Origin of the sequence: Pseudomonas sp. G166 (genome assembly GCF_037027455.2) — a bacterium.
GTDB lineage: Bacteria > Pseudomonadota > Gammaproteobacteria > Pseudomonadales > Pseudomonadaceae > Aquipseudomonas.
Genome location: NZ_CP146985.1, coordinates 4,826,102 through 4,852,681, shown reverse-complemented (window position 1 = coordinate 4,852,681; position 26,580 = coordinate 4,826,102). Strand labels below are relative to the sequence as shown.

The 26,580-nt window shown below is 57.9% G+C and carries 28 protein-coding genes; 14 read left to right on the top strand and 14 right to left on the bottom strand.

What is annotated here, in order from left to right:
• Nucleotides 1-15: 15 nt before the first annotated feature.
• On the bottom strand, nt 16-729 hold the full coding sequence (locus SGN16_RS21280; protein WP_335945267.1) for a hypothetical protein: 714 nt from the start codon (nt 727-729) through the stop codon (nt 16-18).
• Between the two features lie 201 nt (nt 730-930).
• Here SGN16_RS21280 and SGN16_RS21275 point away from each other — a divergent pair, with 201 nt between their 5' ends.
• Nucleotides 931-1,362, top strand: a complete 432-nt coding sequence (locus SGN16_RS21275) for an Lrp/AsnC family transcriptional regulator (protein ID WP_210639858.1) — start codon at nt 931-933, stop codon at nt 1,360-1,362.
• 64 nt (nt 1,363-1,426) lie between these two features.
• Here the strand turns inward: SGN16_RS21275 and SGN16_RS21270 are convergent, their stop codons facing one another.
• From SGN16_RS21270 to SGN16_RS21245, 6 genes are all read right to left on the bottom strand, one after another.
• Nucleotides 1,427-2,575, bottom strand: a complete 1,149-nt coding sequence (locus SGN16_RS21270) for an MFS transporter (RefSeq protein ID WP_335945330.1) — start codon at nt 2,573-2,575, stop codon at nt 1,427-1,429.
• 77 nt (nt 2,576-2,652) lie between these two features.
• Entirely contained in the window at nt 2,653-3,255 is a 603-nt protein-coding gene (locus tag SGN16_RS21265; RefSeq protein ID WP_210639856.1) for a DUF1349 domain-containing protein, read from the bottom strand.
• A 5-nt stretch (nt 3,256-3,260) separates the two neighbouring features.
• Complete coding sequence (locus tag SGN16_RS21260; RefSeq protein WP_210639855.1) at nt 3,261-3,914, bottom strand: HAD family phosphatase; 654 nt, start codon at nt 3,912-3,914, stop codon at nt 3,261-3,263.
• On the bottom strand, nt 3,914-4,588 hold the full coding sequence (locus tag SGN16_RS21255; RefSeq protein WP_210639854.1) for a dihydrofolate reductase family protein: 675 nt from the start codon (nt 4,586-4,588) through the stop codon (nt 3,914-3,916). Before SGN16_RS21255 ends, SGN16_RS21260 begins: the two co-directional genes overlap by 1 nt.
• A 29-nt stretch (nt 4,589-4,617) precedes the next feature.
• A complete protein-coding gene (locus SGN16_RS21250; protein ID WP_210639853.1) occupies nt 4,618-5,646 on the bottom strand; it encodes an alcohol dehydrogenase catalytic domain-containing protein in 1,029 nt (342 codons plus the stop codon).
• Between the two features lie 315 nt (nt 5,647-5,961).
• Nucleotides 5,962-6,831, bottom strand: a complete 870-nt coding sequence (locus tag SGN16_RS21245) for a DNA-binding response regulator (RefSeq protein WP_210639852.1) — start codon at nt 6,829-6,831, stop codon at nt 5,962-5,964.
• Nucleotides 6,832-7,119: 288 nt separating this feature from the next.
• Here SGN16_RS21245 and SGN16_RS21240 point away from each other — a divergent pair, with 288 nt between their 5' ends.
• From SGN16_RS21240 to SGN16_RS21185, 12 genes are all read left to right on the top strand, one after another.
• Nucleotides 7,120-7,314 carry a pilus assembly protein PilA gene (locus tag SGN16_RS21240; protein ID WP_008070254.1) on the top strand — a complete coding sequence of 65 codons (195 nt, stop codon included), beginning with the start codon at nt 7,120-7,122 and terminating at the stop codon, nt 7,312-7,314.
• A 157-nt stretch (nt 7,315-7,471) separates the two neighbouring features.
• Entirely contained in the window at nt 7,472-7,666 is a 195-nt protein-coding gene (locus SGN16_RS21235) for a Flp family type IVb pilin (protein WP_210639851.1), read from the top strand.
• 27 nt (nt 7,667-7,693) lie between these two features.
• Nucleotides 7,694-8,224: a prepilin peptidase gene (locus SGN16_RS21230; RefSeq protein WP_335945266.1), complete on the top strand. Its 531-nt coding sequence runs from the start codon at nt 7,694-7,696 to the stop codon at nt 8,222-8,224.
• Nucleotides 8,225-8,226: 2 nt separating this feature from the next.
• Nucleotides 8,227-9,555 (top strand): AAA family ATPase, encoded by a 1,329-nt coding sequence (locus SGN16_RS21225; protein ID WP_210639849.1) that lies wholly within the window; start codon nt 8,227-8,229, stop codon nt 9,553-9,555.
• A 15-nt stretch (nt 9,556-9,570) separates the two neighbouring features.
• Complete coding sequence (gene cpaB, locus SGN16_RS21220) at nt 9,571-10,386, top strand: Flp pilus assembly protein CpaB (RefSeq protein WP_210639848.1); 816 nt, start codon at nt 9,571-9,573, stop codon at nt 10,384-10,386.
• A gap of 66 nt (nt 10,387-10,452) precedes the next feature.
• Entirely contained in the window at nt 10,453-11,790 is a 1,338-nt protein-coding gene (locus SGN16_RS21215) for a TadE/TadG family type IV pilus assembly protein (protein WP_335945265.1), read from the top strand.
• 8 nt (nt 11,791-11,798) lie between these two features.
• Nucleotides 11,799-12,278, top strand: a complete 480-nt coding sequence (locus SGN16_RS21210) for a TadE/TadG family type IV pilus assembly protein (protein ID WP_210639846.1) — start codon at nt 11,799-11,801, stop codon at nt 12,276-12,278.
• The gene (locus SGN16_RS21205; protein WP_210639845.1) at nt 12,278-12,772 is read left to right on the top strand and encodes a TadE/TadG family type IV pilus assembly protein; all 495 of its coding nucleotides are present in this window, start codon (nt 12,278-12,280) and stop codon (nt 12,770-12,772) included. The genes SGN16_RS21210 and SGN16_RS21205 overlap by 1 nt, the downstream gene beginning before the upstream one ends.
• Nucleotides 12,766-13,986, top strand: coding sequence for an AAA family ATPase (locus SGN16_RS21200; RefSeq protein ID WP_335945264.1), 1,221 nt, complete (start codon nt 12,766-12,768; stop codon nt 13,984-13,986). Before SGN16_RS21205 ends, SGN16_RS21200 begins: the two co-directional genes overlap by 7 nt.
• A 3-nt stretch (nt 13,987-13,989) precedes the next feature.
• Nucleotides 13,990-15,432, top strand: coding sequence for a CpaF family protein (locus tag SGN16_RS21195; RefSeq protein ID WP_210639843.1), 1,443 nt, complete (start codon nt 13,990-13,992; stop codon nt 15,430-15,432).
• Entirely contained in the window at nt 15,429-16,415 is a 987-nt protein-coding gene (locus SGN16_RS21190) for a type II secretion system F family protein (RefSeq protein WP_210639842.1), read from the top strand. Before SGN16_RS21195 ends, SGN16_RS21190 begins: the two co-directional genes overlap by 4 nt.
• 27 nt (nt 16,416-16,442) lie before the next feature.
• Nucleotides 16,443-17,408 carry a type II secretion system F family protein gene (locus SGN16_RS21185; RefSeq protein WP_210639841.1) on the top strand — a complete coding sequence of 322 codons (966 nt, stop codon included), beginning with the start codon at nt 16,443-16,445 and terminating at the stop codon, nt 17,406-17,408.
• Between the two features lie 922 nt (nt 17,409-18,330).
• On the opposite strand, the gene SGN16_RS21180 is transcribed toward SGN16_RS21185, so the two are convergent.
• The 5 genes from SGN16_RS21180 to SGN16_RS21160 form a co-directional block, all read right to left on the bottom strand.
• Entirely contained in the window at nt 18,331-18,600 is a 270-nt protein-coding gene (locus tag SGN16_RS21180; protein ID WP_335945263.1) for a DUF3613 domain-containing protein, read from the bottom strand.
• A gap of 21 nt (nt 18,601-18,621) precedes the next feature.
• Nucleotides 18,622-19,332: a tetratricopeptide repeat protein gene (locus tag SGN16_RS21175; RefSeq protein WP_210639839.1), complete on the bottom strand. Its 711-nt coding sequence runs from the start codon at nt 19,330-19,332 to the stop codon at nt 18,622-18,624.
• 56 nt (nt 19,333-19,388) lie between these two features.
• Nucleotides 19,389-20,612: a type II and III secretion system protein family protein gene (locus SGN16_RS21170; RefSeq protein ID WP_210639838.1), complete on the bottom strand. Its 1,224-nt coding sequence runs from the start codon at nt 20,610-20,612 to the stop codon at nt 19,389-19,391.
• Nucleotides 20,613-21,035: 423 nt separating this feature from the next.
• Nucleotides 21,036-21,365 (bottom strand): hypothetical protein, encoded by a 330-nt coding sequence (locus SGN16_RS21165; protein WP_335945262.1) that lies wholly within the window; start codon nt 21,363-21,365, stop codon nt 21,036-21,038.
• 163 nt (nt 21,366-21,528) lie between these two features.
• Nucleotides 21,529-22,155, bottom strand: a complete 627-nt coding sequence (locus SGN16_RS21160; RefSeq protein ID WP_210639836.1) for an alanyl-tRNA editing protein — start codon at nt 22,153-22,155, stop codon at nt 21,529-21,531.
• Between the two features lie 89 nt (nt 22,156-22,244).
• Here SGN16_RS21160 and SGN16_RS21155 point away from each other — a divergent pair, with 89 nt between their 5' ends.
• Nucleotides 22,245-23,243 (top strand): LysR family transcriptional regulator, encoded by a 999-nt coding sequence (locus SGN16_RS21155; protein ID WP_335945261.1) that lies wholly within the window; start codon nt 22,245-22,247, stop codon nt 23,241-23,243.
• Between the two features lie 187 nt (nt 23,244-23,430).
• Here the strand turns inward: SGN16_RS21155 and SGN16_RS21150 are convergent, their stop codons facing one another.
• Both SGN16_RS21150 and SGN16_RS21145 read right to left on the bottom strand, forming a co-directional pair.
• Nucleotides 23,431-23,838 carry a PA2817 family protein gene (locus tag SGN16_RS21150; protein ID WP_003204309.1) on the bottom strand — a complete coding sequence of 136 codons (408 nt, stop codon included), beginning with the start codon at nt 23,836-23,838 and terminating at the stop codon, nt 23,431-23,433.
• A gap of 89 nt (nt 23,839-23,927) precedes the next feature.
• Nucleotides 23,928-26,375, bottom strand: a complete 2,448-nt coding sequence (locus SGN16_RS21145; RefSeq protein WP_210639834.1) for an acyl-CoA dehydrogenase — start codon at nt 26,373-26,375, stop codon at nt 23,928-23,930.
• Between the last annotated feature and the right edge of the window lie 205 nt (nt 26,376-26,580).

Below are 26,580 nucleotides of genomic sequence, written 5' to 3'. Positions count from 1 at the left end.
GTTATCTTGTTGTTATTAGTAAGCAGACGAAGCGCGGATCAGCCCGTAGTTTTTAAGTGCAAAACGCCTGGCATTCATATTCATGAAAGGTTGAATGAGAGGGCCGATCACCAGCAAGAATGCAATCGTACCCACGCCGAAGGGGCCGCCTAAAAGCCAACCGGTCGAAAAGATGCCTATTTCAATGATCATTTTGGCTTTGGTAAATGACCAGCCCCATTTGCCTACCATGGTCAGTACCACCAGGTCCATGATTCTGATACCAATGCCGCTCATGATAATCAGCGCGGATGAATAGGCGCACAGCACCAGCCCCATCGCCAGTAATGTGTACGCACTCATTCTGACGATCAAATATTCTCCCAGTCCAAGTAGGGACCAGAGATCAATCAGCAGGCCTGTCAGAGTCGTTGTAATAAATGGGCTTATAGGCGGGTATTTCTTGTTCCAGAACATCCACCACGATAGAAAGAACAGGGAAACAATCGCCGAGCAAATGCCCATGCCGAATGTCAGTATCTTATCTATCGAGATGATCAGGACGTCTAATGGGTCTGTCCCCAGTTGACTGATGATGAAGCACTTGGCACCCACTGAAAAAAAGCTGACACCTATCAGGTACATCAGGATTTGATCCCTCTTGAAACTACGAAGTTCTAGGACTTGCGTTCCAATATACCGGGCGAAAAGGTAAGACTTTTTTTCACACTTTATCTTTTCATCTTCCATGCGAACACCATCCCTGGAGAGAAATATTTTATTATGCAGTGCGTTACGCTAAAGAGGAGGGCTATTGCTGTGCCCGGGTTCTTTTTATGCTTTTCAGGCAGGAAATAGACTAGCACTCTGCTTTATTTTGGTGCATGCTTTTTTTAATGAAAAACGCGGGCTTTTCATTAAATTTTATACTTTTTACTGGGGGAAACGCACATGGATCGTATAGACGTAAAAATCCTGGGGAAGGTACAGGACTGTGGCCGCATTTCCATCACAGAGCTTTCCAAACACGCAGGTCTTTCTATTCCTGCCACCACTGACAGGTTGCGAAAACTGGAAGACTCCGGCGTCATCAAAGGCTATAGCGCTCAGTTAGATCCAACCAAACTGGGGTACGGCATATCCGCTGTCGTTGGCATCACCACCCTCAAGCCGGCAAAAGCCAAACTAATAGCCACGCTCACCGACATCCCCGAAGTCGTTGAGTGCCTGCACATCACGGGTAACGACTCCTATCTGATCAGGATCTATGCCAAGTCCATGGCTGAGATCGAGGGTATTATTGCCAATATCAATGCGTACGGTGAGACGCGTACCAGCATTGTTTTGTCAGTCCCTATCGAGAGAAGAAAGCTTGCCCCGTGAACCAGGAGCCTCTGTCCGGCGGGGCCGGGGAGCGAGGTCGCTCCTCGGCCATTGGTGTCCCCGTCTAACTCCGGGGAACACATGAACGCTGGTGGGGATGTTTATGTGACCAGCGAGACATCCACACGAGCAATAGCATCATGACCGCGGGGCAGAGCGTGACCGCCAATAAACCGATGTGCAAATCCGAACGCGCTGAAATAACCCCCACAAGCCATGGGATCAGGCTGCACCCGGCATTACCGGAGGCCGTCAGTACAGAGAACATGGTTGCGCCACCTTGAGGGTATGCATCTGCCGTAATAGCGAGCATCGTTGGCCATAGGCAACTGCCTGAGAAGCCTGCAGCGATGGCGGCGGTTAATGCCATTGCGGGGCTGGGCGCAAAGCTGATCACGAAAAACAGGACGACGGTGACGGCACAGCAGCCCAGCATCAGTGAAATGGCGGGTATCTTCTCTTGCAGCATGGCGGCGGCAATTCGCCCGAGGGCCATGCCAACTGAAAAACCGGCGAGAGCAAACCCACCCACTTCCTTCGAATACCCCAACCCTTGTTCAGCAAAGGCGGGTAGCCATTGGGACAGTCCCGTTTCCGCTGCCCCACCCAGGAAAATAGCAACCATGCAGGCGATGAAATAAGGCTGCTTGATAAGCGTGGGCATGGATTCACGCTGCACGTGCTCCTGTATCAAGGGCGGTAAGGTCAATCGCATAAACAGTAGAGCAGTTACAAGCGGGGCAATGATCAGGCCCAGGGCAACCATGCGCCAGGAAATATCCCATTTCAAAGCGATGCTGGCGATCAGCACGGCACTTACAGCGCCGATGCAGAAATACGAATGCAGCCAGTTCATGGCGGCGCTTCGGCGTTCGGGTTGCAGGGCTGCGACAATGGGGCTGAGGATCATATCCAGCACACCCGCACCGAAACCCATGACGGCAACAGCGAATAGCAGGAAGGCATAGGATGGTGCGAAAGCCACGAGGCCCAAACCAGATGAAGTGGTCATCAGTCCAAAGAGAATAATCCGCCTGGCGTCCCCTCTGTCAGCCAATGGCCCGGTGATCAAAATTGCCACTATAAAACTGAGAAACATGACGGCGGGAATTCGTCCCAGTTGCTCCGTTGTCAGCCCTGACGAGGGGTCGAAAGCATCACTGAATGTTGTCAGATATACCGGCAAAAAGTTGAGTGCCATGGCCAAACACATCATGGCTGCATAACAAGCGTAAAGCGCGTGACGATTAGAGTAGGACGCAGACAGCATTAGGTGTAGGACTCTTGAGATTAGAAACGTGAGGCACCGTGCTCTTTCCAGCAGCATTCAGTCCATTCAATCTCTGAGAAGTGTGCTGCAAAAGACGAATCGCCGGGGCTACTGGCAAAGAAACCGAATTGGACAAGTTCTTCTGCATGAAACATGTGGAACATACGCATCATGCAGAACGCTGTCCCGTCAACCGAGTTTTCAAGAAGGAAGTCACTGCCTCTTCGGCTCAGCCGGTAATACATGGTCTGGGTGATTCGATCGAAATTAGCCATGGACCAGTCCGAAAAGCCGTTGTTGGTCACGACAGAGAACAACTGTTGGAAACCATTGTTCTGATACTCGATGCCGCTTTTCATCCAGTTGTTTTTATCTTGATAGATAAAAAGGCCGCATTGGTCGAAGTAGATGCTTGAGGAAAAAGATACTTTGGCTTTCAACGTCCAGTGTTGTTCCTTGCTGGCGACCACAATGGCCGGCGCATTGTCATACTCCAGGCCGTAATAGGTGCCTCGCCAGAAGTCAGTGTCGGGCGCGGTGTGGATAATTATCTCCTGTTCGCTGACGGACGAACGCTCGGGTACATTAATCCAGGTCCAGTCTGAGATATTCAGTTTTTTCATGTTTTTCATTGCCCAAAAAACCAGTGATTTATTTCACCGTGCTGGTGAACACATAAGTCCGCCGCGCTCAGGTTTTGCTGCCCTGAGTTGGGGTTGAGCAGGCCAATACAAAACATGGTGGCGGCTTTTGCCGCCGCCACACCATGAGTAGAGTCTTCAATCACCACACAGGACGAGGGTGGGATGCCCAGGCGTTTAGCAGCCATGAGAAAAATCTCGGGATCTGGCTTGCTGTGTTTAACATCATCGCCACAAATTATCTCATTGAAAAAATGTTGTAGCCTGGCGTTACGCAAAATAAGCGCAACGAGTTCTCGAGGTGAAGAGGACGCGACTGCACAGGGTATTCCTGCTTTCTTTAATGCGAGGAGAAGTTGTGTCACACCGGGCATGGGAGTCAGCGGAGCTGCATTTAATGACTCCATCAACCGGCGGTGATGCTCCGCCATAAGGCAGTCTAAAGGATCTGCAAGCCCGTATTCGGTTTTGATGGCGTTCCACATATGGAGCTGCGTGGTTCCCACAAAACGCGATAGTTCTGTCTCATTAAGCACAATGCCGTAGCGCGCATAAGAAAGCCTTTCCAGTTCCATATAGGCCGGTTCACTATCAACCAGCACGCCATCCATATCAAAAATGAACCCTTGAGCAGCCAGCATCAATGCGCACGCTGCTGTTTCGGTGCGCGCTTGAAATGCAAGAAGTTATAGTGCGAGCGAGCTTCAAATTCATGCAGTCTGAATGATTTTGTCATCTCAATGTCCTGAAACCCCTCGCCATCTATTAACGTAGTGGTGTCTGATCCGCCAATAATGATAGGTAATTGCATGAGCATGATTTCGTCGACTAAATCGAGATTGAATACCTGCCAATTCAATTGGCCGCCACCTTCAACCATGATGTGATTTATTCCGCGGGCTTCCAGCATTGGGAAAAGCTGTTTGAAGTCGACGCGTGCGGTACCGGCAAAAAGCACCTCTTTACCATGGGCGCGGATCTGCTCGATCATCTTGTGGTCACGAGCCTGTTCTGTGGTCGCGATGATCGTTCGCTCGGGAGAGCTTAGGATTTTCGCGGAGGCTGGAAAGTTCAGCGATGTTGTAGGAATGATACGAACGGGGTTGCGACCGGTCCCATACCGATTAGTCAATTGAGGATCGTCTGTGGTAATCGTGTTACGACCGACCATGATTGCATCGACTTCACCGCGAAATTTATGGATAAAGCGCATGTCCTCGTCGTCGAAATGCCGAAAAAGCGGTTTGCTGGATGCTTCATTGCCGAGCGTCAGTTTGCCATCAATGGAAATCTGGCTAAATACAGTGACTTTCATAAGTAGTCCACTTGGAGTGCTTGTGAGATTTAGTGTGACAAGTGCTGGGGATTTGGTGTGAAGACGCTTTTTACCGTGGGGGCGGAAGGATCATTCAACAAACTGTCAAATGCTGTTGAATACCCTTCCAGTGGATAGCGGTGGGTGACCAGGTTTCCAAGTTCAGGAAGCCTGTGGGCAATCCGCAGCGCCTGGGGAAAGTGCTGATTGTATTCGCCCGCTGCAATGATGCTGATGGCATTGACCAGGAAGTGTTTTACAGGCAGCGAATATTTATAATTTCCGTTAAAACCGAACAGGACAATCCTGCCGCCTCGGCCAACGATACTTGCGGCTGTCTCGAGCTGATTGCCAACGGTATCAATGACGACATCATATTTTCCTTGGTCTTGCCCAGGACACTCAAGCGCCTCTGGGTGCACAATGTCCAAACCCAAGGATTGGCCGAATTCAATTCGAAAGGTATTCAAATCGGTAGCACGTGTACGAGCACCGATGGCGCGCAAAAGTATTTGTGCGACCAGGCTCATTGGGCCTGACCCAAGAAGCAGTACGTGTTCTCCAGCTTTGATAGCCGCTTGCTCGATGTTGTTCAAAATACATGCTACGGGTTCAATCAGGACGGCAGTTTCCCAGCTCATATCGTCTGGGATGCGGTGTACAAAACGTTCGCGTGTTATGAAGCGCTCTGCAAATGTACCGTGTTTGTTGACGCCAGCAATATTCAGACCCGCTTTTGAATCGCCACTACATAGGTGAGTTTTAGCTGAGTTGCAATGTTCACAGTTACCACAATATTCGTTGGGGTCTACGACCACACGCATACCTTTGCGCGTGCGTGTGACGCCTGCCCCAACATTGACAACGACACCGACTGCTTCGTGGCCACGAACGATTCCTAGCTGTCCTTCTTCACGCCCTGACAATACCGCTAGATCTGTTCCGCAAATCCCAGATAGTACAATTTCTATTTCTACACCGTCGTCGGGTAGCGTGTCGAGCTCGTGGTGACTCACCAGGCTCAACTTTCGCGCGCTCGTTAAACTGATTGCCTTCATATACCCATCAGCGCTCTATTTGATTTTTTTGATAAATCATGCCAGTTAGAGATTCCATTCCTGTTGTATCTGGAATGGTTTGCGGACATGAAGCCCGTTTCATTTTCGGCTGGCATTATGCAAGGCTGGTAGAGTTTGTTTCAGTCGAAAAAGCATTGCCGATAACTACATAATGATTCGTGTTGTTTCAGCCTGGTGCTCTGGATGCAGTAAATATTGGCTGTGCATTGTGTTTTTGTTAGTTGGCGCTGCGTGAATATTATTATTTGGATACAAGTTGCGATGCAGTGAAATCAATGAAAGTGAGAAACCCTTTCAACCTTCAAGGCTGTGCACCAGGTTTTCAATCGCTACCAGGGACGCCTCATCCGCAGATGGCGCTGCAGGCCGTGCGCTGCGCATCGGGTAGGCCGAGCGGTATTCACTGGGGGTGCAGTTGGCATATTGCTTGAAAGCCCGGGCGAAGTAGGACGGGTCCTTGAAGCCGGCCTCATAACCGATGCTGGTGATGGGCATCTGGCTGTTGTCGAGCAGTTCCTTGGCAAAACTCATGCGTTTGTTCAGCACGTAGTCGGTGAAGCCGAGCCCATTGGCCTCCTTGAACAGGCGACTGAAGCGAAACGTCGTCATACCGCAACGCTTGGCCAGATCGCGCTGGTCGATGCTTTCGCGAAAATGCTGGTCGATGTACAGCATGATGTGATTCAGGGCCTGGTGCTTCTGGTGCCCTGAGGTCAGGCGGATGCTGTCTGGCAGGGTCGGAGCGTGGTCGATTTGTGAGGTCTTGCGCTGGCCGTTGGCATGGCGGCGCAGTTCACACAATTGCACCACGGCGCTCAGGTAGCGCTTCCTTTCGGCGGCTGGCAGGGGAAGCACCATGTATTCCCAGACACTGGAGCGCATGGCCCAGACTGCCAGCTCTTCGGAATGCTGCACGGTGAACATGGTGATGGGGATGGTCGGCACGGCGCGCTTGATCTCCAGCAAACGCCTCAAGCCCGGCGTGTCTGGTCGATCGAAATGGATACAGATCATGTCGGCCTGTTCCCCATTGGGCAACATGGCGTTTTTTGCCAGCGTGCAGTCGCAGGTGTCCTCGAACTGGCTCATGAGTTCCTTGGTGGAGCGATCGTGAGTCAGATCGAACCACAACAACTTTGGCTTGCCAGTCAGGGTGGATGTCATAGGCCTACTCAGCGGTGCTTACTGCCCTTTAGCTAGCAGTATTGCCAATGTGCCACCATCTCGCCGAATAATTTTTTATAAAAGGACGGTTTTTTAGCGCCGAGTCCTGAAAGCGACGAAGCGCATGTCGTTGCCTGCTGTCATGACCACGCCTGCCTGGCCGCCCGCAAAAAAATCCTAGCGATGTGCAAAATCCTCCTAACGGCTATGCCTACCCCCTGACTAGGGTTGCATCAGGCAGTTCGCAATGTACTGCCCCTGAAAAACAACCCCGATGAGGTGTGCAAAATGACTCTTCAAACGATCAAGGCTTCGGTTCTGAAGTTCGCTAAAGATGAAGACGGCCTGACCATTGTGGAATACGCCGTGGCCGGCGGGTTGATCACCGTATTGGTGGCCGCAGCCTTCGTTCTTCTGGGCGGCGCCGTGAATACCAAGATCCGTGCACTGTGCCAGGCCGTCAACGGCAACGTTGCCTGCTGACAGCGGCTATCTGCTGTGTGGGGGCACGGTAACTTTCAGGGAATACCCGCTTGTAGCTCTTTTGTTCCGAGTGCAACGAATACATCAAATGGACTTCGCGCTGTCCCCTCCAACTTAAGTTCGTAGCAGTACTACTTACTAGCGTGAGGTCCATGCCATGACTCTCCAAACTATAAGCACTTCGATCAGCAAATTCGCCAAAGATGAAGACGGCTTGACCATCGTTGAATACGCGGTGGCGGGTGGCTTGATCACGGTGTTGGTGGCGGCGGCATTCGTCCTTCTGGGCGGCGCTGTGGATACCAAGATCCGGGCGTTGTGCCAAGCCGCCAATGGCAACGTCGCCTGCTAACGATAACCACCCTTAGGGAGACGCATCATGTCCATGGAATTGCTGGTGTCGACGTTACTACTGCTGGGACTGCTGGGTGTGGCGGTGGTGAGCGACCTGCGTCGCCACCGCATCCCCAATGTGTTGGTCCTGTTGGGCCTTGCCCTGGGCTTGGCCGGTCAGGTTTATACAGGCGGGATCAGTGGGTTGGGCGATAGCCTGTTGGGCATGTTGATCTGTTTCGCGCTGTTCTTGCCTATGTACGCAGTGGGCGGCATGGCGGCCGGCGACGTCAAGTTGATGACCATGGTCGGCAGTTTCCTACCCTTTCATTACGCGCTGTGGGCGGCCCTGTTCAGCCTGATCGCTGGCGGCGTGTGCGGCTTTCTGATCGTCCTGGCCCGCGGCCAACTGCTCCAGACCCTGGGCCGTTACTGGTTGATAGTGCGAGCCCAGGCTTATCTGGCGCCGACTTCGGACGAAGTGGCTGGCAAACCGTTTCCTTATTCGATTGCGATCCTGATCGGCACTTTGAATAGTGTCTATTGGCAGCTGGATGCCGCTGGATGGGGAGTCTAGTCATGCACGTCATCAATGATAGCGATGCCTACCCCAGCGAGCGAGAAGCGGTACAACGCCTGGCGCCCCAGCCGTGCACCATTCGCGACACCGGTCTGACGGACAGTTTCCTGGGCGAGCTGGTGTGCAAGCATCTGCACGACGCCGGAGTGTTGGACATGACGCGGCTGGTGGAGCGCCTGGCGCTGACCGGTGCGGTGCTGGAGGAAATCCTGGCATTCCTGCGCAAGGACGGTCGCGTCGAAGTGCTTGGCCAGATCGGGCAGGCGAGTGTACAGGCGCTGCGTTACGGCCTGACCGAGCGCGGCCGCAGTTTCGCCCGTGACGCCCTGGCTCGTAGCGGCTATATCGGGGCCGCGCCTTTCCCGGTGAGCACCTATCGCTCCTTGATCAAGATCCAGACTATTCACCATGGCCGCATCACCGCCAGCGATATGAACCGGGCCCTGGCTGGCGTCGTGCTGACCCAGGGGATGCTCGACCAGTTGGGCGTGGCGCTGAACTCCGGCCGGGCGATCATGATTTATGGCCCGGCGGGCACTGGCAAGACCTATGTCAGCAGCCGTTTGATCCGTCTATTCGCCGAGGCCATCTGGGTGCCCCACGCCATTGTCATCAATGAGTCGGTGATCGAGATCTACGACCCGCAGGTGCACCAGCGCCTGGATGACAGCAGCCAATCGAACAATCTGATGCTCAATGAAGGCATCGACCGCCGCTTGCTGTGCTGCAAACGTCCCATTGTCATCACTGGCGGGGAGTTGAGCATGGAGCAGTTGGACGTGCGCTACGATCCCTTCACCCGGCAGTACCAGGCCGCCTTGCAGCTCAAGGCCAGCAATGGTCTGTTCATCATCGATGACATGGGCCGCCAGCGCATGGCCCCGGCCGAATTGCTCAACCGCTGGATCGTACCCATGGAGGAGAAGCGCGACTTCATCAACCTGGGCGGTGGGCGGCACTGCGAATTGCCGTTCGACCTGGTCCTGGTGTTTTCCACCAACCTCAACCCCTTGGAATTGGCTGACGAGGCCTTTCTGCGACGCATCGGTTACAAGGTGCAGTTCGGTTACCTCAAGCCCGAGGAATACGAACGCATCTGGCGCCAGGAGTGCGAACGCCTGGGCATCCCATATGACCCGTTGCTGGTGCGCCATGTGCTGCAGCGGCTGTATGCCGGCGAAGGCATGCCGCTGGTGCCTTGCCATCCTCGTGACCTGCTGAATATGGCGCTCGACCGCCAGCGTTACCTGGGCGGTACCGGGCCGCTGTTACCGCAAGAGTTGGAATGGGCCTGGCACAACTACTTTGTGCAGCTCGACTTTCTTTGATTTGGAGATACCGACATGAGCTCTCGTACGCTTTCGCTGATAGGCGTTTCCCTGGTAATGGGCCTTGGTGCCGCATGGATGGCTGACTCCTGGCTGAGCGCACGACTTAACGCCACACCCGATGACCACCTGCGAAGCGTGGTAGTCGCCACGGTGGAAATTCCCTTCGGACAGATGGTCGAGGCCCAGCAGGTCACGACCGTGCGCATGCCCATGGACACGATCCCGGACGACGCCTTCGATTCCAGCGAACAAGCGGTGGGCAAGATCGCGACGTTCGACATCCTGCGCGGCGACATTGTGCGCGGTGCGCGCTTGAGCGAACACCTGGGCGGCAGCACCCTGGCTTCTTTGATCGCCCCGGACAAACGCGCCATATCGGTCCGCGTGGACGATGTGGTGGGTGTCGGCGGTTTCCTGTTGCCGGGCAACCGGGTCGATGTCCTGGCGACGAAAACCACCAGCGCCGGCAGTAACAACGCCGTGTCGCGGACCATCCTGGAAAACCTGCGGGTGCTGGCGGTGGACCAGACGGCCGGCACCGACAAGACCCAGCCGGTGGTGGTACGGGCCGTGACGCTGGAGATGTCGGCCAGCGAAGCGGAGGCGCTGGTTACTGCGCAGACCGAAGGCAAGCTGCAACTGGCATTGCGCAACCCGCTGAACCTGGAGAAAAAGGCTGTGGCTGTTGCGCCGGCAGCGCCTGCACCGGTCATGGCGGTCGCCGCTCCGGCGCCAAGACCGGTGGTGCAACGCATCGCCAAGGCGCAGGACGATAGCTCGATCACGGTGATCCGCGGGATCGAACGCAGCGTAGTCAACGTTCGCTGACGGGCGCAGAACAATTCCTGGCCGCTAAGGCGCAGCTGATCCTCAACGTCAGTAGACGAGGATGTGATGATGAACCCCAGTATTCGGCAGCCTTTCTTTAAGCCTCGGCGCCAGGAAGGGGCGGTGAGCGTGTTGATGGTGATCGCGTTGGTGGCGATTTCCATGATGGCGGCATTGGCCCTGGACGGCGGGCATATGCTGCTGAACAAGACCCGCGTACAAAATGCAGTGGATGCCGCGGCCCTGAGCGGTGCCAAGACCCTGAGCCAGGTCACGGGCGGCATCAACATGGCCAGCACGACTCGTGCGGCAGCCCTGGATACCCTGGCCAAAAATGCCCAAGCCGCGGGGAACGCGGAACTGGCAACCGCCGTCGCCGGCAACCCCGGTGCGTTTGCCGTGGTGGAGCTGGCCAGCAGCGTCTATGGCCCGTTCTCCTACCCGGGACCTGCGGATGCCAAATACGTGCGGGTGTCGGTGTCCAGTTATCAGTTGAACGGTTTCTTCTGGAGTTTCGTGCAGACAATGGGCAGCGCCGGCCTGGGGAGCAAAAGGGTGGCGGCGATCGCCACTGCCGGTCCCAGCCCCACCTCGCCTTGTGACCTGGCGCCGCTGATGGTTTGCGGCGATCCCACTCAATACAACCCTGCCGCCGGTAACTTCTGGGGGTATCACTTCGGTGACCTGGAAGTTCTGAAGACGGCGGCGGGCAATACATCGCCTATCGGGCCGGGCAATTTCCAACTGCTCGATTTCGGCTCCGGCGGCAGTGCAGTCCGGGAGGACCTGGCAGGTGGCGGTTCGGTCTGCCGCAGTGTCGGGGACAACGTCCAGACCGCGCCGGGTAACAAAGCCGGCCCGACCTCCCAGGGTCTGAACACGCGCTTCGGTATCTATAACGGTCCAGTCAGCTCTTCGGACTATCCACCGGACCTGGTCACGACCTCGAGCACGCCGTCGATGACCTACGACGATGCGCTCGCCCAAGCGAAATACAAAGGCAAGCCTGTCACCGCGAGCAACGGCGATCTCTCGGCCGGCGGCGAGGCGATAGAGGATTACAACGACTGGCGGACCAAGGTCGCCGCCTGCGTAGCGGGGGGCGCCAGTGGCTGCCAGAGCAACGGCGTATTCGAGCGGCGGATGCTGAAAATCGTGATCGGCAACTGCACCGGCAAGCAGGGTGGGTCCACCTCGATTCCCGTCCTGGGGTTCGGCTGCTATTTCGTCGTGCAACCGGTTGATGGCGGTGGTTCGGATTCCCTGGTCTTCGGCCAGTTCGTCCAGGAATGCGAGGGCGACAACGTCCCCGGCCCGACGCCATCCAACGATTCCGGTCCACAGATCATCCAGCTCTACAAAACCTATCTCAACGGCAGCGGCACTCCGAGCACCGACTCGTAGGAGGCGTCATGGGACCTATTCACTTCAAACCCCCGCAGGCCCAGCAGGGCGTGGCACTGGTGGAGTTCACCCTGGTGCTGCCGTTGTTGTTGCTGCTGTTACTGGCTTTCGGCGAGTTCGGCCGCATGCTCTACCAATACAACGTGCTGCTGCAGGCCAGCCGTGATGCCGACCGCTTCGTTGCCAGCCAGGCGTGGAACTCCACTCTCGGCGGCATCGCCCTGAACAACACGCTACTGACCCAGACAAAAAACGTTGCGGTGTATGGCGTGCCCAGCGCCGCCGGTGCCGCCGTGGTGTCAGGGTTGACGACGGCTAACGTGCAGGTCGCCGCCGTGGGTATCGATCATGTGCGCGTCACCATTACCTACACCTTCTGCCCGGTGATTGGTGCAGGCAACTGCGCCGGGTCGATTCCCGGATTTTTCGGCAATGCCATTCCACTGGGCATCCAGTTGGTCGCGACCACCGTCATGAGGGCGCTGTGATGAACAATAAACACATGCGAGGTACCTACATCGTGGAGTTCTCCTTCGTGGGCCTGCTGGTGTTCATCCTGCTGTTCGGCGTGGTGGAAATGGGCCGGCTGTACTTCACCGTCAACGCGCTGGATGAAGCCGCTCGGCGTGGCGTGCGATTGGCGGCGGTGTGCAATATCAGCGACCCGGTGGTGTTGCGCCGAGCCATCTTCAACGCCGCGACTGACGCGGGGACCAGCCAACTGATCAGCAGCCTGGCCACCACGAACCTGGCGCTGACCTATCTGGATGTTAACGGTGCTGTGGTGGCGAACCCCGCCGACACGTCTGGCGCCAACGGCTTTCGTGCCATCCGCTACGTGCGCTTGAGCGTGCAGAACTTCGTGTTCAATTTGTTCATTCCCGGCTTAGGCGTGCCCATTACCTTGCCCGCGTTCCGGGCAACCTTGCCACGCGAAAGCCTTGGGCGTCATTCCGATTCCGGGGAGATCACACCATGCTGAATACCAGGGAAACTCCGCTCTCGACCGCCACCGGCAAAGCCGGGTTGCGAATACTGATCAGCAGCCGCGATGCCTCGTCCCTGCGCGACCTGCAATGTGTCTGCCAGCGCATGCCGTGTCTGGAAGTCAGTACACGCCTGGTGAGCAACGGGCATGTCGATCCGCTGTACGGCCTGGAGCGGATGCCCGACCTGCTGCTGTTGCGTGTCAGCCACCTGTGGCGTGAAGAGCTGGCGGCGTTGTTGCAACGTCCGGCCCACGAGCGTCCGCCGATGTTGGTGTGCGGACCGTTGGGTGGGCAGGAGGGCATGCGCCTGGCGATGCAGGCCGGGGCCCGGGATGTGCTGCCCGAGCCCATCGCCGAGACGGAGTTGGTGGCCGCCCTGAATCGGCTGGTGGCGGAGGTTCGCCTCGGCAACGGCACCGAAGGCAAGCTGGTTGCCGTGATCAGCGCCAAGGGTGGTTCCGGTGGGACATTGGTGGCCTGCAATCTGGCTCAACAGTTGAGTGCCCGGGCGGGTAACACCTTGTTGTTGGATATGGACCTGCAGTTTGGCAGCGTGACCCATTACCTTGACGTGGCGCAGACCCATAGTCATCTGGAAGTGCTGCAGCAGGTCGAGGACCTGGACAGCACTGCGCTGCGGGGGTTCTGCAGTCACTTTAGTCCGACCTTGCATGTGCTCGGGGGGCGAGCAGGCGAGTTGTGCTTGCCCCAGGACGCCCAACCCGAACAGCTCGACGCCTTGTTGCAACTGGCCCGTGCCAGCTATGACTGGGTGGTGGTGGACCTGCCGCGGCAGATCGACCATCTCACCGGTTCCGTGCTGGAACAGGTGGACCGGGTGTACGTGGTGGTGCAACAGAGCGTCAGCCATCTGCGCGATGCCTGCGCCCTGGTGCGGATTCTTCGCGAAGACCTGGGTGTGCGCGGCGACCAATTGCAGATCGTGGTCAACCGTTATGACAAGTCCGCCACCATCAGCCTCAAGGACATCGGCGAGGCCCTGCGTTGCACGAACCTGTCGAAATTGCCCAATGACTTCAACCTGGTCAGCCAGAGTCAGAACACTGGCGTGCCGTTGGGCCTGCATGCGCCGAAGGCGGCCATCACCGCCGCCCTGCGCGATTTGACCGAAGACCTGGTCGGTCACCAGATGGCTACGAACCAAGGCCTGCTCAAACGCGCCTTCAACCGTTTCTTCGGGGGATGACCCATGATCAGCGACTTCCGCAACCGCTTGCGCAAACAGTCCGGTAAACCTGGTGCCTCAGTCGCCGCCCAGCATGGCGACGTCCTGGCGGACCCGGCAGAAGAGTTGATGGCCTGGGAACAGGCCATCCCGGATGTGCTCTACGAAACCCGCAGCCAGGTCACACCGCTGGAAGCCGAGTGGCGGGAAAAAATCTACCAACAGTTACTCAAGGTCATGGACCTGTCCTTGCTCGATGCCCTCGAACAAGTCGAGGCCACGCGGCAGATTCGCGACATCTGTCAGCGCCTGCTGGATGAGCATTCGGCACCGGTGAGTTCGGTCAGCCGTCAGTTGATCATCAAGCAGATCACCGACGAAGTGCTTGGGCTGGGGCCACTGGAACCGCTGCTGGCCGACCATAGCGTGTCCGACATCCTGGTCAACGGTTTTGCCTCGGTGTATGTCGAGCGTTTCGGCAAGTTGCAAAGGACCGATGTGCGCTTTCGCGATGACCAGCATCTGCTGAACATCATCGACCGTATCGTCTCCAGCCTGGGCCGGCGTATCGACGAATCCTCGCCCCTGGTGGACGCTCGCCTCAAGGACGGCTCGCGGGTCAACGCGATCATCCCGCCGCTGGCCATCGACGGGCCGAGCATGTCGATCCGGCGCTTCGCCGTGGACCTGCTCAACACCGACAGCCTGATCCAGGTGGGTACCATGACCCCGGCCATTGCCTTGCTGCTCAAGGCCATCGTTCGTGGGCGCCTGAACGTGCTGATTTCCGGCGGCACCGGCAGCGGCAAGACCACCATGCTCAATGTGCTGTCCAGCTTCATTCCCCATAACGAACGCATCGTCACCATCGAGGACTCGGCCGAATTGCAACTGCAACAGCCCCATGTGGTGCGCTTGGAAACCCGGCCTTCGAACATCGAGGGGCGTGGCGAGGTCAGCCAGCGTGAATTGGTGCGCAACAGCCTGCGGATGCGCCCCGACCGCATTGTCATTGGCGAGGTGCGCGGCGCCGAGGCGCTGGACATGCTCACGGCCATGAACACCGGCCACGACGGCTCCCTGACCACCATTCACGCCAACACCGCGCGGGACGCATTGGGGCGAATCGAGAACATGGTGTCGATGACCGGCGCGACGTTCCCGATCAAGGCGATGCGTCAACAAATTGCCTCGGCCATCGATGTGGTGATCCAACTGGAGCGTCAAGAAGACGGCAAGCGACGCGTGGTCAGCATGCAAGAGATCAACGGCATGGAAGGGGAGGTCATCACCATGACCGAAATTTTCTCCTTTTCGCGCCAGGGCATCGGTGAACACGGTGAGGTGCTCGGGGATTATCGGCCTAGCGGCATGATCCCGGCGTTCCGCGATGTGTTGGCCAAGCGCGGCATCGAATTGCCGCTGACGTTGTTCCGTCCTGAATGGATGGAGGCTCGGCAGTCATGAACAACATTCCTGGTGAATTCATCCTGATTTTCCTCGCCATGGTGTTCATTGCCGTCTTCCTCTTGTCCCAGGGCGTGGTGGTGCCGGTGTTCGGCGAGGCCGGCAAAATGCGCAAGCGCATCCGTGGGCGCCTGCATGTGCTGGAGAAAGCCAACCATTTGCCCAACATGCAGACCGTATTGCGGCAGAAATACCTGACGCGCCTGTCTCCTCTGGAAGCCAGGCTCGAGCAATTGCCGTTCATGGCCAACCTGACACAACTGATCGAGCAGGCCGGCCATGAATACCGGGCCTATCGGGTGATGCTGCTGGGGCTGGTCCTGGGGGTGACGGCCGGTGCCTTGGTACTGATGGTCTCGCCGCTGTGGTGGCTGGCGCTGCTGGCCACGTTTGCGCTGACCTGGCTGCCGGTGCTGAAAATCATGCGTGATCGCAGCAAGCGTTTCGCCGCGTTCGAGGAAGGCTTGCCGGATGCGCTGGACGCCATGTGCCGCGCCCTGCGCGCCGGGCATCCGTTCAATGAGACCCTGCGCCTGGTCGCCGATGAGCACAAGGGACCGGTCGCCCAGGAGTTCGGCATGACCTTCGCCGACATCAACTATGGCAACGACGTGCGCCGGGCCATGCTTGGCCTGCTGGAACGCATGCCGAGCATGACGGTGATGATGCTGGTGACCTCGATCCTCATCCATCGCGAAACCGGCGGCAACCTGACCGAAGTACTGGAGCGCCTGAGCCGGCTGATCCGCGGGCGCTTTCGCTTCCAGCGCAAGATCCGGACGTTGTCGGCGGAAGGGCGGATGTCGGCCTGGGTGCTGGTGGCGATCCCTTTTGTGCTGGCGATCGCCATCGTCCTCACCAGCCCCAGCTACATGCCGGTGCTGATCAACGACCCCATCGGCCACAAGCTGATCATTGGTGCCTTCTGCGCCATGTTGATCGGGATTCTCTGGATACGAAAAATCATCCGGATCCAGGTGTAAACGCTGTTCTGCCGAGAGGTATCAGTCATGGATTTTTTGCTTGGGTTATTCAGTCGGTTTACCGGGAGCGAGGAGCTGGCGCGGCTGTTGTTCATCGCCGCGGTCGGTCTCAGTACGGTACTGGCGGCGGTCGCTGTGCTTCTGCTGCTGATGGGCCTGCAGGATCCGGTGCAACGGCGACTGGCGCTGATCAAACGGGGGTATTCCGGCAGTTCGGCGGGGCAAGAGGCGCCGGGAAACCTGCAACTGTTGCTGGAGCGCGTCGGCCAGCGTTTTGCCTCGGCCGATCCGACCCGTACGTCCGCCACCCAGACCCTGCTGACACACGCTGGCTACCGTTCTACTTCGGCGGTGCAGGTCTACTGGGCCGTGCGCTTGATGCTCCCGTTGTCGCTGCTCGGCGTTGCGCTCCTGCTGTTACCGATGATCAAGGTGAATGCGGTCATCGTTCTGCTGGCGCTCACCTTGGTGGTCGGTATCGGATGGTTGCTGCCGGCGCTGTATGTCGGCAAGCGCAAACAGGCTCGACAAACCCGGTTGCGGGCGGCGTTTCCGGATGCGTTGGACCTGATGGTGGTGTGCGTCGAATCGGGCCTGGCCCTGCCGACGACCATCGAACGGGTGGCTGAAGAAATGTCGGTCAGCCAGGTGGAGCTGGCCGAAGAACTGGCCCTGGTCAATGCGCAGATCCGTGCGGGCATCACCAGTACCGAGGCGCTCAGGCAACTGGCCGTGCGTACCGGGTTGGAGGATATTCAGGGGCTGGTCAGCCTGTTGGCGCAGAGCATTCGTTTCGGCACCAGCGTCGCCGACACCCTGCGCATCTATGCCGACGAATTTCGTGACCGGCGTACCCAGGCCGCCGAAGAAATGGGCGCGAAAATAGGCACCAAGCTGATCTTCCCGCTGATCTTCTGCCTGTGGCCGAGCTTCTTCCTGGTCGCCATCGGCCCTGCCATGATCGGCGTGTTCAGGGCCTTCGGGAATATGTAGGCCACCGGGATCCATTGTGGGAGCGAGCTTGCTCGCGATAGCGGTTCGACAGTCAATGAAGGTATTGAATGTTGGTCCGTCATCGCGAGCAAGCTCGCTCCCACAGTTGATTTCGGGTGTTCATGACTCTTGTATTCACTGAAGATCCATTGTGGGAGCGAGCCTGCTCGCGATAGCGGTGGGTCAGTTTGCATGGCTGTTGGATGTGTGAAGCCCTTCGCGAGCAAGCCCGCTCCCACAGTTGATCCAGGGTGTTCATGAGTCTTGTGTTCACTGCAGATCCATTGTGGGAGCGAGCCTGCTCGCGATAGCGGTTCGACAGTCAATGAAGGTATTGAATGTTGGTCCGTCATCGCGAGCAGCTCGCTCCCACAGTTGATTTCGGGTGTTCATGAGTCTTGTATTCACTGAAGATCCATTGTGGGAGCGAGCCTGCTCGCGATAGCGGTGGGTCAGTTTGCATGGCTGTTGGATGTGTGGGGCCCTTCGCGAGCAAGCCCGCTCCCACAGGTGATCCTGGGTGTTCATGAGTCTTGTGTTCACTGCAGATCCATTGTGGGAGCGAGCTTGCTCGCGATAGCGGTACGACAGTCAATGAAGGTATTGAATGTTGGTCCGTCATCGCGAGCAGCTCGCTCCCACAGTTGATTTCGGGTGTTCATGAGTCTTGTATTCACTAAAGATCCATTGTGGGAGCGAGCCTGCTCGCGATAGCGGTGGGTCAGTTTGTATGGCTGTTGGATGTGTGGGGCCCTTCGCGAGAAGCTCCCTCGCCACGATCATCCCAATTAATAGCCAGCCAAAACACAGGCGGCAGCGGATATCTTCAAGCGAAAAGATCGCAACCTTCGACAATGCCTGCATCGGATCGATGGGGCGGTATTGTCGAAGGTTGCGATCTTTTCGTTGTCCCTGCGGTGCATCATTTGCTACTGGTGATTTCTCCTCCCGAGTCCTGGTCAAAGAATTCCGGGATCGGGTAGGTGAAGCTGTTGAGCCAGCGTTGCATGGCCAGCTCGCGTTCGGTGGCCGAGGCGGTTTGCAGGTTGGTGGAGGCAACCGCGCCGCGAATCTGCAGTTGCATCCAGCTCTCGGTGCCTTGTTGGGCTGCCGAAGAGGGGCCTGGTTCAATCGCCCAGGCGGAGGTGGAAAGGCCTAGCATGCACACGATCATCAACTGTTTGGTTTTCATTGCTTGGACTCCTCAAACGCTCTATTTGACCGCGCCGGATGAGGCATCGACGACCTCGGTCAGACGGTTCGCTGGTGACGTCACTGCGTTATTGGCCGAGCCCCTGATTTTTTCTGCACGGGCTTGGGCATCTGCTACTTGCTGAGGGCTCAGCTTGGCCATGTTCGCGAGCTCGGCGGCCTGCTTCCAGTTGTCCTGGTAGATCAGCAGGGTCACCATGTTGAGCGCTGCCAACGTGTCTGACTGCTGGAGTTCCATGGCGGTCATGAACTCGAAGCGGGCTTCTGAAATACGTCGTTGATTGAGGTAGACAACCCCCAGGTCATTGCGAATCTTCCCTTCGGTCGGGGTCATTTTCATGGCCCGCTCCAGGTGTTCGATGGCAGTCGTATTGTCATTCCTGGCGGCGGCCAACTGGCCCAGCCCATGTTCCCCGTCAGCGGCCAGGCAGGTCCCGAGCAGGCTTTGGTACAAAGGCTCGGCTTCATTACGCCCCATCAGGCGCAGTACCCGAGCCTTGCGCAGACGGACCTGGACCAAGTCTTCGGGCAAGCGTTCGAGGTTCGCCAGACTGGCGTACAAACGGCCCTCATTGGCCATGTCATCGGCCATGTTCAGGGCCAGTTCCTGATCGGCCCCGGCTTTGGGGCAACTGGCTGTACGTGAAGCCACGCCATTGCTGGCGCAGCCGGTGAGCACCAACGCTGCCGCTATCGCGATCACTGCTTTCATTGAATGTCCCCTGGCATCAGGTTGCACACATGGGGCCTGGCAATTCAGGCGCCGGCTCATTGGGAAAGCCCGCTGCGATTGTCGAACTCGCCATGTTCAAGGAAGTACATGCGGGAGAAACTCGGGTCGTAGTTGCGCAGTTGTTCGCCCGGCAACGTCGGCAGTTGCACGTCGGCGGCCAACGGTTGGACCAGGTGCGGCGTGACGATCATCAGCAGCTCGCGTTCTTCGCGATTGATAGAGTTGTCGCGAAAGAACGCGCCGAGAATCGGCACATCGCCCAGCCCTGGAAACTTGTTCACCTGGGAGCTGTTGCGTGTGCTGATCAGGCCGCTGATGACGAAGCTTTCACCGTCGGCCAAGGCAATGCTGGTATCGGTACGACGTACCGTGAGCGCCGGAACCAGTGTCCCGGCGATGTTCACGGCGTTGGTAAAGTCCAGCTCGCTGACTTCCGGTGCCACCTTCAGCGCGATGCGGTTTTTCCCGATCACGGTGGGCGTCAGGGTCAGGCGGATGCCGAACTCTTTGTACTCGATGGACACGTTGTCGCTGCCGGCACTGGGCACCGGAATCGGCACCTCCCCGCCGGCCAGGAAACTGGCGCTCTGCCCGCTGAGGGCCACCAGGCTGGGACGCGCCAGGGTATAGGCGAAACCGCTGCCTTCCAGTGCATTGATCATCAACAGGGTTTTACCGGTGGCGAAAGACAGGTTGAACATGTCGTTGTTGACCGGCAATGAAGGCCGGACAATGCCGCCGATTGAGGGCAAGGTCCTCGGCGCGCCGAACTGGAAATTGCCACGGCTGCCGAAAATCGATGTCGAGGCTTCCTTGAGTTTGGTCCGGCTGACCTCGACGAAACGGATGTCGGTCTGCACCTGGGCGAGCAGCATCGGATCTTCGGAAGGGATGCTCGCTGCACTGGTCAACGCCTCAGTCGCCCGGCCTTTGACAAAGACCATGCTCTGGCGGGGTATCTTCGAACAGTCCGTCCAGACCATCAGGCTGGTGGCGCCGGGCGTCAGGCCCGTAAGGATGAAGGCATCGCTGCCGCTGGGCTGTACATCGGCAATTTTCGGGTCACCGACTGCCAATTTGGTCACGGGGGCGAGGATGCGCAGCTCGCTCTGGAGTCCTTGGCCGACCTCGAAGGTTGCCGGCAAACTGTCCAACTGTGAACAATTTGCCGCTGCGGCCTGCGCTGCGTCCAGACCAAGGCCCATCCAGAACAGGCCATGAATGAATTGTTTTAAAACGGGCACGGTACGATGGGTCATGAAGTGATCCTCGATAGAGAGGCCATCCCTAGGCTTACCAAATGCCTCGGATCACTTAAGGGGCCCGGGCTGCCCCTTCATCTCTCACCAACCCTTCAGTGGCACCGGCTACAGACCTCGTCGCTGCAAGCGAACGGGTGCATTACACCGGCCTGACTGAACGACAGGCAACTTACGAAAAACTGTTTTAAGACCGGGAATACCCGGGGTGTCGAGCAAAGGAAATCGGTATCGATCCGCTCGTTGGAGGAGCGATTGACCTGTCCCCGTGCTCGCTTCTTTTTGACGGTAGCTCAAGCATGGCAAAGCGCCACGTCATAAAATAAAAAAACGACTAAAAAGTGACGGATGGAAAATCAGGGGATGAGTCAGCGTCAATAAATTGTCTTTTGAGCAATTTTTTGCTGACGGATTTCAGGTCTGTTAACGCGGGTGGTCTCCTGCAAGCGCTATCAGCAGCGCATCAGGCTGGTCCTGCTCATGGAACAGACTAAGGCTCAGTCGCACAAACAGGTTGTGGTGTGGATGAGTCGCCGAGGCGGTTTGGACGACCTCGAATACCACATAAGATTCGTGTGGATGAGCCTGGCGCGTCTTAAAGACTGCGCGCAACACGTTGCTCAATCGATCGAGCAGCAGATTTTCAGAGGGCTCTGAATGCTCAAGCATGACTGCGCGCTGCCACGCACCAGGCGTGAACACTATGGGCAACTGGAGAGGGGGCAGTGCTTGCGGTGCAAGGGCGTCTGGCATGGCGTGCCTCTTTTGAAAGCGCGAAGAAACCTGTCCCACGCAGGAAAAACTTCCGTGGTGTGTTGGGAGAAAAACAAGAAGGTTTACCTGGCGAGTAGGAGGGCAGCAGGCGTTCATCAACAGATAAGCGCTCAACGTGAGCCGTGTTCCTGGCCGCAGCGTGTCAGTCCACGTGGTAGTGAACCGATAACGTTCCTTTTTTCTGAGAAAGCGAGGCGATAGTGACCGTGCCCAGCTCCTGTAGGCATCGCACGTGAGTGCCACCACAGCCATAGGCGGCCAGCTCGCCAAAGCCGACTTCGCGCGAGCCTTCGCGTAATGCAATCAAGCGCGGCAGATCTTGGGCGATCCACTCATCGATGCCTTGCTGGATGATCGACGTGTCGAGCTCCTGAGGATCTTCCCCAGGTTTGAACTGCACACGGCTTTCGCCGGGCCAGTGGTGGGCCTTGATTGGCACCCAGCCTTGAGTTTCAGCGAAATGGCCGATCAAGTGCCCGGCCGAATGCAGCCGTGAATTGAGCTGTCGTCGCTGCTCATCCACGCGGATCGAGGTCATGCCCAAGGCCACCGGGCGGTCGACATGGTGAATGATCCGTTGTCCGTCCTGCACGACACGCAACACTTGGCTTTCACCGATCCAGCCGGTATCGAAAGGTTGGCCGCCGCCCTGGGGGTGAAACAGCGTCGCACGCAGTACCACGGCAAATTCGTTTTCCCAGGGGGTGCAATCCAGGACTTCGACGTTGGCCCTGAGGTCATCGCTATGAAAAAAGAGGCGAAGTGTCATTCCATGTCCGTATTAGAATTTTGTGTCGGGATTATAAGTCGTGTGGAAATTGCTGATAATCCGTTCAAATTTCAAAGGACTGTTGTGTCATGAGCACAAATCTACCGCTGCCATTGCTCGCCGAAATGGCTATTTTCGTCAAGGTCGTGGAGACCGGTAGCTTCTCCGAAGCGGCCCGCCAGTCAGGTTCATCGCCGTCTGCTGTCAGCCGTAGTATCTCCCGTCTCGAAAAAGCCTTGGCGACTCGCTTGTTGCAACGCACCACGCGTAAGTTGCGCTTGAGCGATGGCGGTGAGGAGGTCTTAAAGCGTTGCCAGGAAATGGTTGCCGCTGCTCGGTCGGTGATGGAAATCAGCGGCCAATTTACCCAGGACGCCGAGGGGCGGATTCGGGTCAGCGTGCCCAAGGCGGTGGGGCGTTTCGTGATTCATCCCCATATGCCCGAATTCCTGCGCCGTTACCCCAAGATCGATGTGGAGTTGTTTCTGGAAGATCGGCAGGTCGACCTGATCGACGATCACGTCGACCTGGCCATCCGGATCACTGACCAACCCTCGGCCGGGCTGGTGGGGCGTCAGTTGTTGACCATCGATCACCTGCTCTGCGCCACGCCGCAATACCTGGCTGAACACGGCGTTCCCGAACATCCCCACGACTTGCTGGAGCACAGCTGCATTTATCTGGGGGAAACGCCCAATGACGCTCGTTGGAAATTCAAGAAGGGCACCAAGTCGGTCACCGTTGGCGTGCGTGGACGTTATGCGGCCAATCACACGGGCGTGCGGCTGGGCGCAGTTTTGCAGCACATTGGCATTGGTAGCCTGCCGTACTTCACGGCTCGATATGCCCTGGAGCAGGGGTTGATCGTGCAAGTGCTGGCCGACTGGACGTTCCTGGCTTCCTACCACGGTGGCTTGTGGTTGCTGCACTCGCCGACCCGATACCTGCCGCCGAAGTTGCGGGTGTTCATTGATTATCTGGTGGAATGCCTGGAGAAGGAGCCAACCTTGCACACGGTGGGCGAGGGGAGTCGTGCCAGCAAGGATGCGGCGCACTATAAACTGTCAGAGAGTGATGGGTTGTTTTGAGTGGCCCCATCGCGAGCAAGCTCGCTCCCTCAGGTGGACTGCTGTGAATGCGGAATGTGTGCTCACCATCGACCCAGTGTGTGCGAGCTTGCTCGCGATGAGGCCCGCCCCGGCAACACACTTTGGCAATGCCAATAAAAAGGCCCGCAGGGCTAACCGTGCGGGCCTTTTGCCTGATTGACCGCAATCAGTGCTTGCTGTCCTGATCCGACATCGCCAGCAATTGCTTTTCCTGGTTCCAGTCAAAGGGCTCATCGTTTTGTTCGGCTTCGAAACGACGTTCTTCCAAGGCCTGGTACAGGGCGATTTCTTCGTCGGGCATGTAGTGCAGGCAGTCGCCGGCGAAATACCAGAGCAGATCGCGAGGCACCAGGTGAGCGATCTGTGGATAACGGACGATCACCTGGCACAGGAGGTCCTGGCCCAGGTACTGGCTTTCGATAGGATCGACAGGCAACTGCGCGCGCAATTCGTCGAAGCGCTCCAGAAACAGGGCATGGCTTTCTTCGGGAACCTGTTCGGCCTCACCCACGGCGACCAGGATGCTACGCAAGTGGTCAAGCAAGACAAGGTGATCGGCAACGACATTGGACACGAGATAAGTCCTCAAGAGCAAAACGGGCGCAAGAGTATAAAGCTCTTGCGCCTGCTTTTATAGGTGACGGGCGTACCGGGTCGTCAGGATCAACGGACCTTGTCTTGCGCCAGCGTCAACTCTTCCTTATCGAAGTCATCCACGTCGATGACCTTGCGCCGAGCCGCCTCGGCCGCGCGCAAGGTCTGAGCTTCACCGGCTTGCAGCACACCCGATTCCAGGGCCGCGTCGATGAGGGGTTCGCCTGGCGCCGGATTGAGCTGGCCCTGTTTGAGCGCACCGTGCAGTTTCTTGTGCAACGGATGGGCGGCGGCCAGCAGGTCGGTGGCATGTTGCAGGGCGCCCACCGGATCATCGACCGATTGCGGGCGATAGCAGCCCCGCAGCAACTCTTCGAGGGTTGGATCACCCTTGGCTCGGCCAATCACGGCGGCCACTTCGGCGTCCAGCCTGTCGCTCGGGCCCTTGTGACGGCGACCGAAGGGGAACACCACCAATCGCAACAGGCAACCCAGCACCCGGTTCGGGAAGTTCTGCAACAGTTCGTCCAGCGCGCGCTCCGATTGGCCCAGGCTTTCTTCCATGGCCCAAGTGAACAGCGGCGCCATGTGATCCGGCGAATCGAGGTCGTGATAGCGCTTGAGCGCGGCGGACGCCAGATACAGGTTGCTCAAAACGTCGCCCAGGCGTGCCGACAAGCGTTCGCGGCGTTTGAGCTCGCCACCCAGTAGCATCATGCTCAGGTCCGCCAGCAGGGCGAATGCTGCCGCCTGCCGGTTGAGGGCGCGGAAATAGCCCTGGCTCAAGGTGTTGCCGGGGGCTCTTTCAAAATGCCCCAGTCCCAGGTTCAGCACCAAGGTGCTGGCGGCATTGCTTACGGCGAAACCAATGTGCTTGAGCAGCAGACCGTCGAACTCGACCAGCGCCTGGTCTTTGTCTTCACGGGATGCCAGAGCCATTTCCTTGAGCACGAACGGATGGCAGCGGATCGCACCCTGGCCGAAGATCATCAGGTTACGCGACAAGATGTTCGCGCCTTCCACGGTGATGAAGATTGGTGCGCCTTGCCAACTGCGCCCCAGGTAATTGTTGGGGCCCATGATGATGCCTTTGCCGCCATGCACGTCCATGGCGTGGCTGATGCATTCGCGGCCACGTTCGGTCAGGTGGTACTTGAGGATCGCCGACAGCACCGAGGGTTTTTCTCCCAGGTCCACCGCGTTGGCGGTCAGCATGCGTGCAGCGTCCATCAACCAGGCATTGCCGCCGATACGCGCCATGGCTTCCTGGATGCCTTCGAAGGCCGATAGCGGCACGTTGAACTGCTCGCGTACCTGGGCGTACTGGCCTGTCACCAGGCTGGTGAACTTCGCCGCGCCGGTGCCCACCGCCGGCAGGGAAATCGAGCGGCCGACCGACAGGCAATTCATCAACATCATCCAGCCCTTGCCGAGCATCGCCTGGCCGCCGATGAGGAAATCCAGCGGGATGAACACGTCCTTGCCCCAGTTCGGTCCGTTCATGAACGCGGCGCCGAGGGGCAGGTGACGGCGGCCGATATGCACGCCAGGGGTGTCGGTGGGAATCAAGGCCAGGCTGATGCCCAGGTCTTCTTCATCCCCCAGCAGATGGTCGGGGTCATAAGCCTTGAAGGCCAGGCCGAGGAGGGTGGCTACCGGGCCGAGGGTGATGTAGCGCTTTTCCCAGTTCAGGCGCAGGCCGAGGGTTTCCTGGCCTTCCCATTCACCCTTGCAGATGATGCCCGTGTCGGGCATCGCCCCGGCGTCGGAGCCGGCCAGCGGCCCGGTCAGGGCGAAGCAGGGAATATCGTCGCCACGGGCCAGTCGGGGCAGGTAATGGTCGCGTTGTTCATCGGTGCCGTAATGCAGCAACAGTTCCGCCGGGCCGAGGGAGTTGGGGACCATCACCGTGGAGGCCAGGTCGCCGCTGCGGGTGGCCAGCTTCATCGCCACCTGGGAATGGGCGTAAGCGGAAAAGCCTTTGCCGCCGTATTCCTTAGGAATGATCAGCGCGAAGAAACCGTGCTCCTTGATGTGCGCCCAGGCTTGAGGTGGCAAGTCCATGGCCTGGCCGATCTGCCAGTCGCTGACCATGGCGCAGAGATCTTCGGTGGGGCCGTCGAGGAACGCCTGCTCTTCCTCGGTCAGTTGCACCTTGGGGTAGGCCAGCAGCGTGTCCCAATCCGGGCGGCCGCTGAACAGTTCACCGTCCCACCACACCGTGCCGGCGTCGATGGCGTCACGCTCGGTCTGGGACATGGGCGGCAGGGTTTTCTGAAACCAGTCGAACATCGGCGCGCTGAAATATCGGCGGCGCAGGTCTGGCAGCAGCAGCGGGGCCGCCACGGCGGCAAGCACGACCCAGAGGATCAGCATCAGCCAGCCGGGGGCGTGGCTGAAAATACCCATGGCCAGCAGGTAGACCGCGACGATACCCAGCGCCGGCAGCGGGGCGGTGCGCCGATGCGCCAGCCAGGCGATCCCGACGACCAGAACCAGTATCCACAACAACAGCATATGTAATCCTCCGTGAACCAGGGCAAAACCGACCCTCAGAGCTTAGACGGCATCTGCAAAAGCGGTGGTCAGCGCGATGTGATTGATTTCGTGGGAAACCCTGGATGCATTGCGCCAGTCTGGTTGGCAACAGCCGTGGGAAATCGTTCGTTAACAAAGTGAGAAAACGCCATTGTTTGGCGTAAATGCCGTTATTGCTGGATGT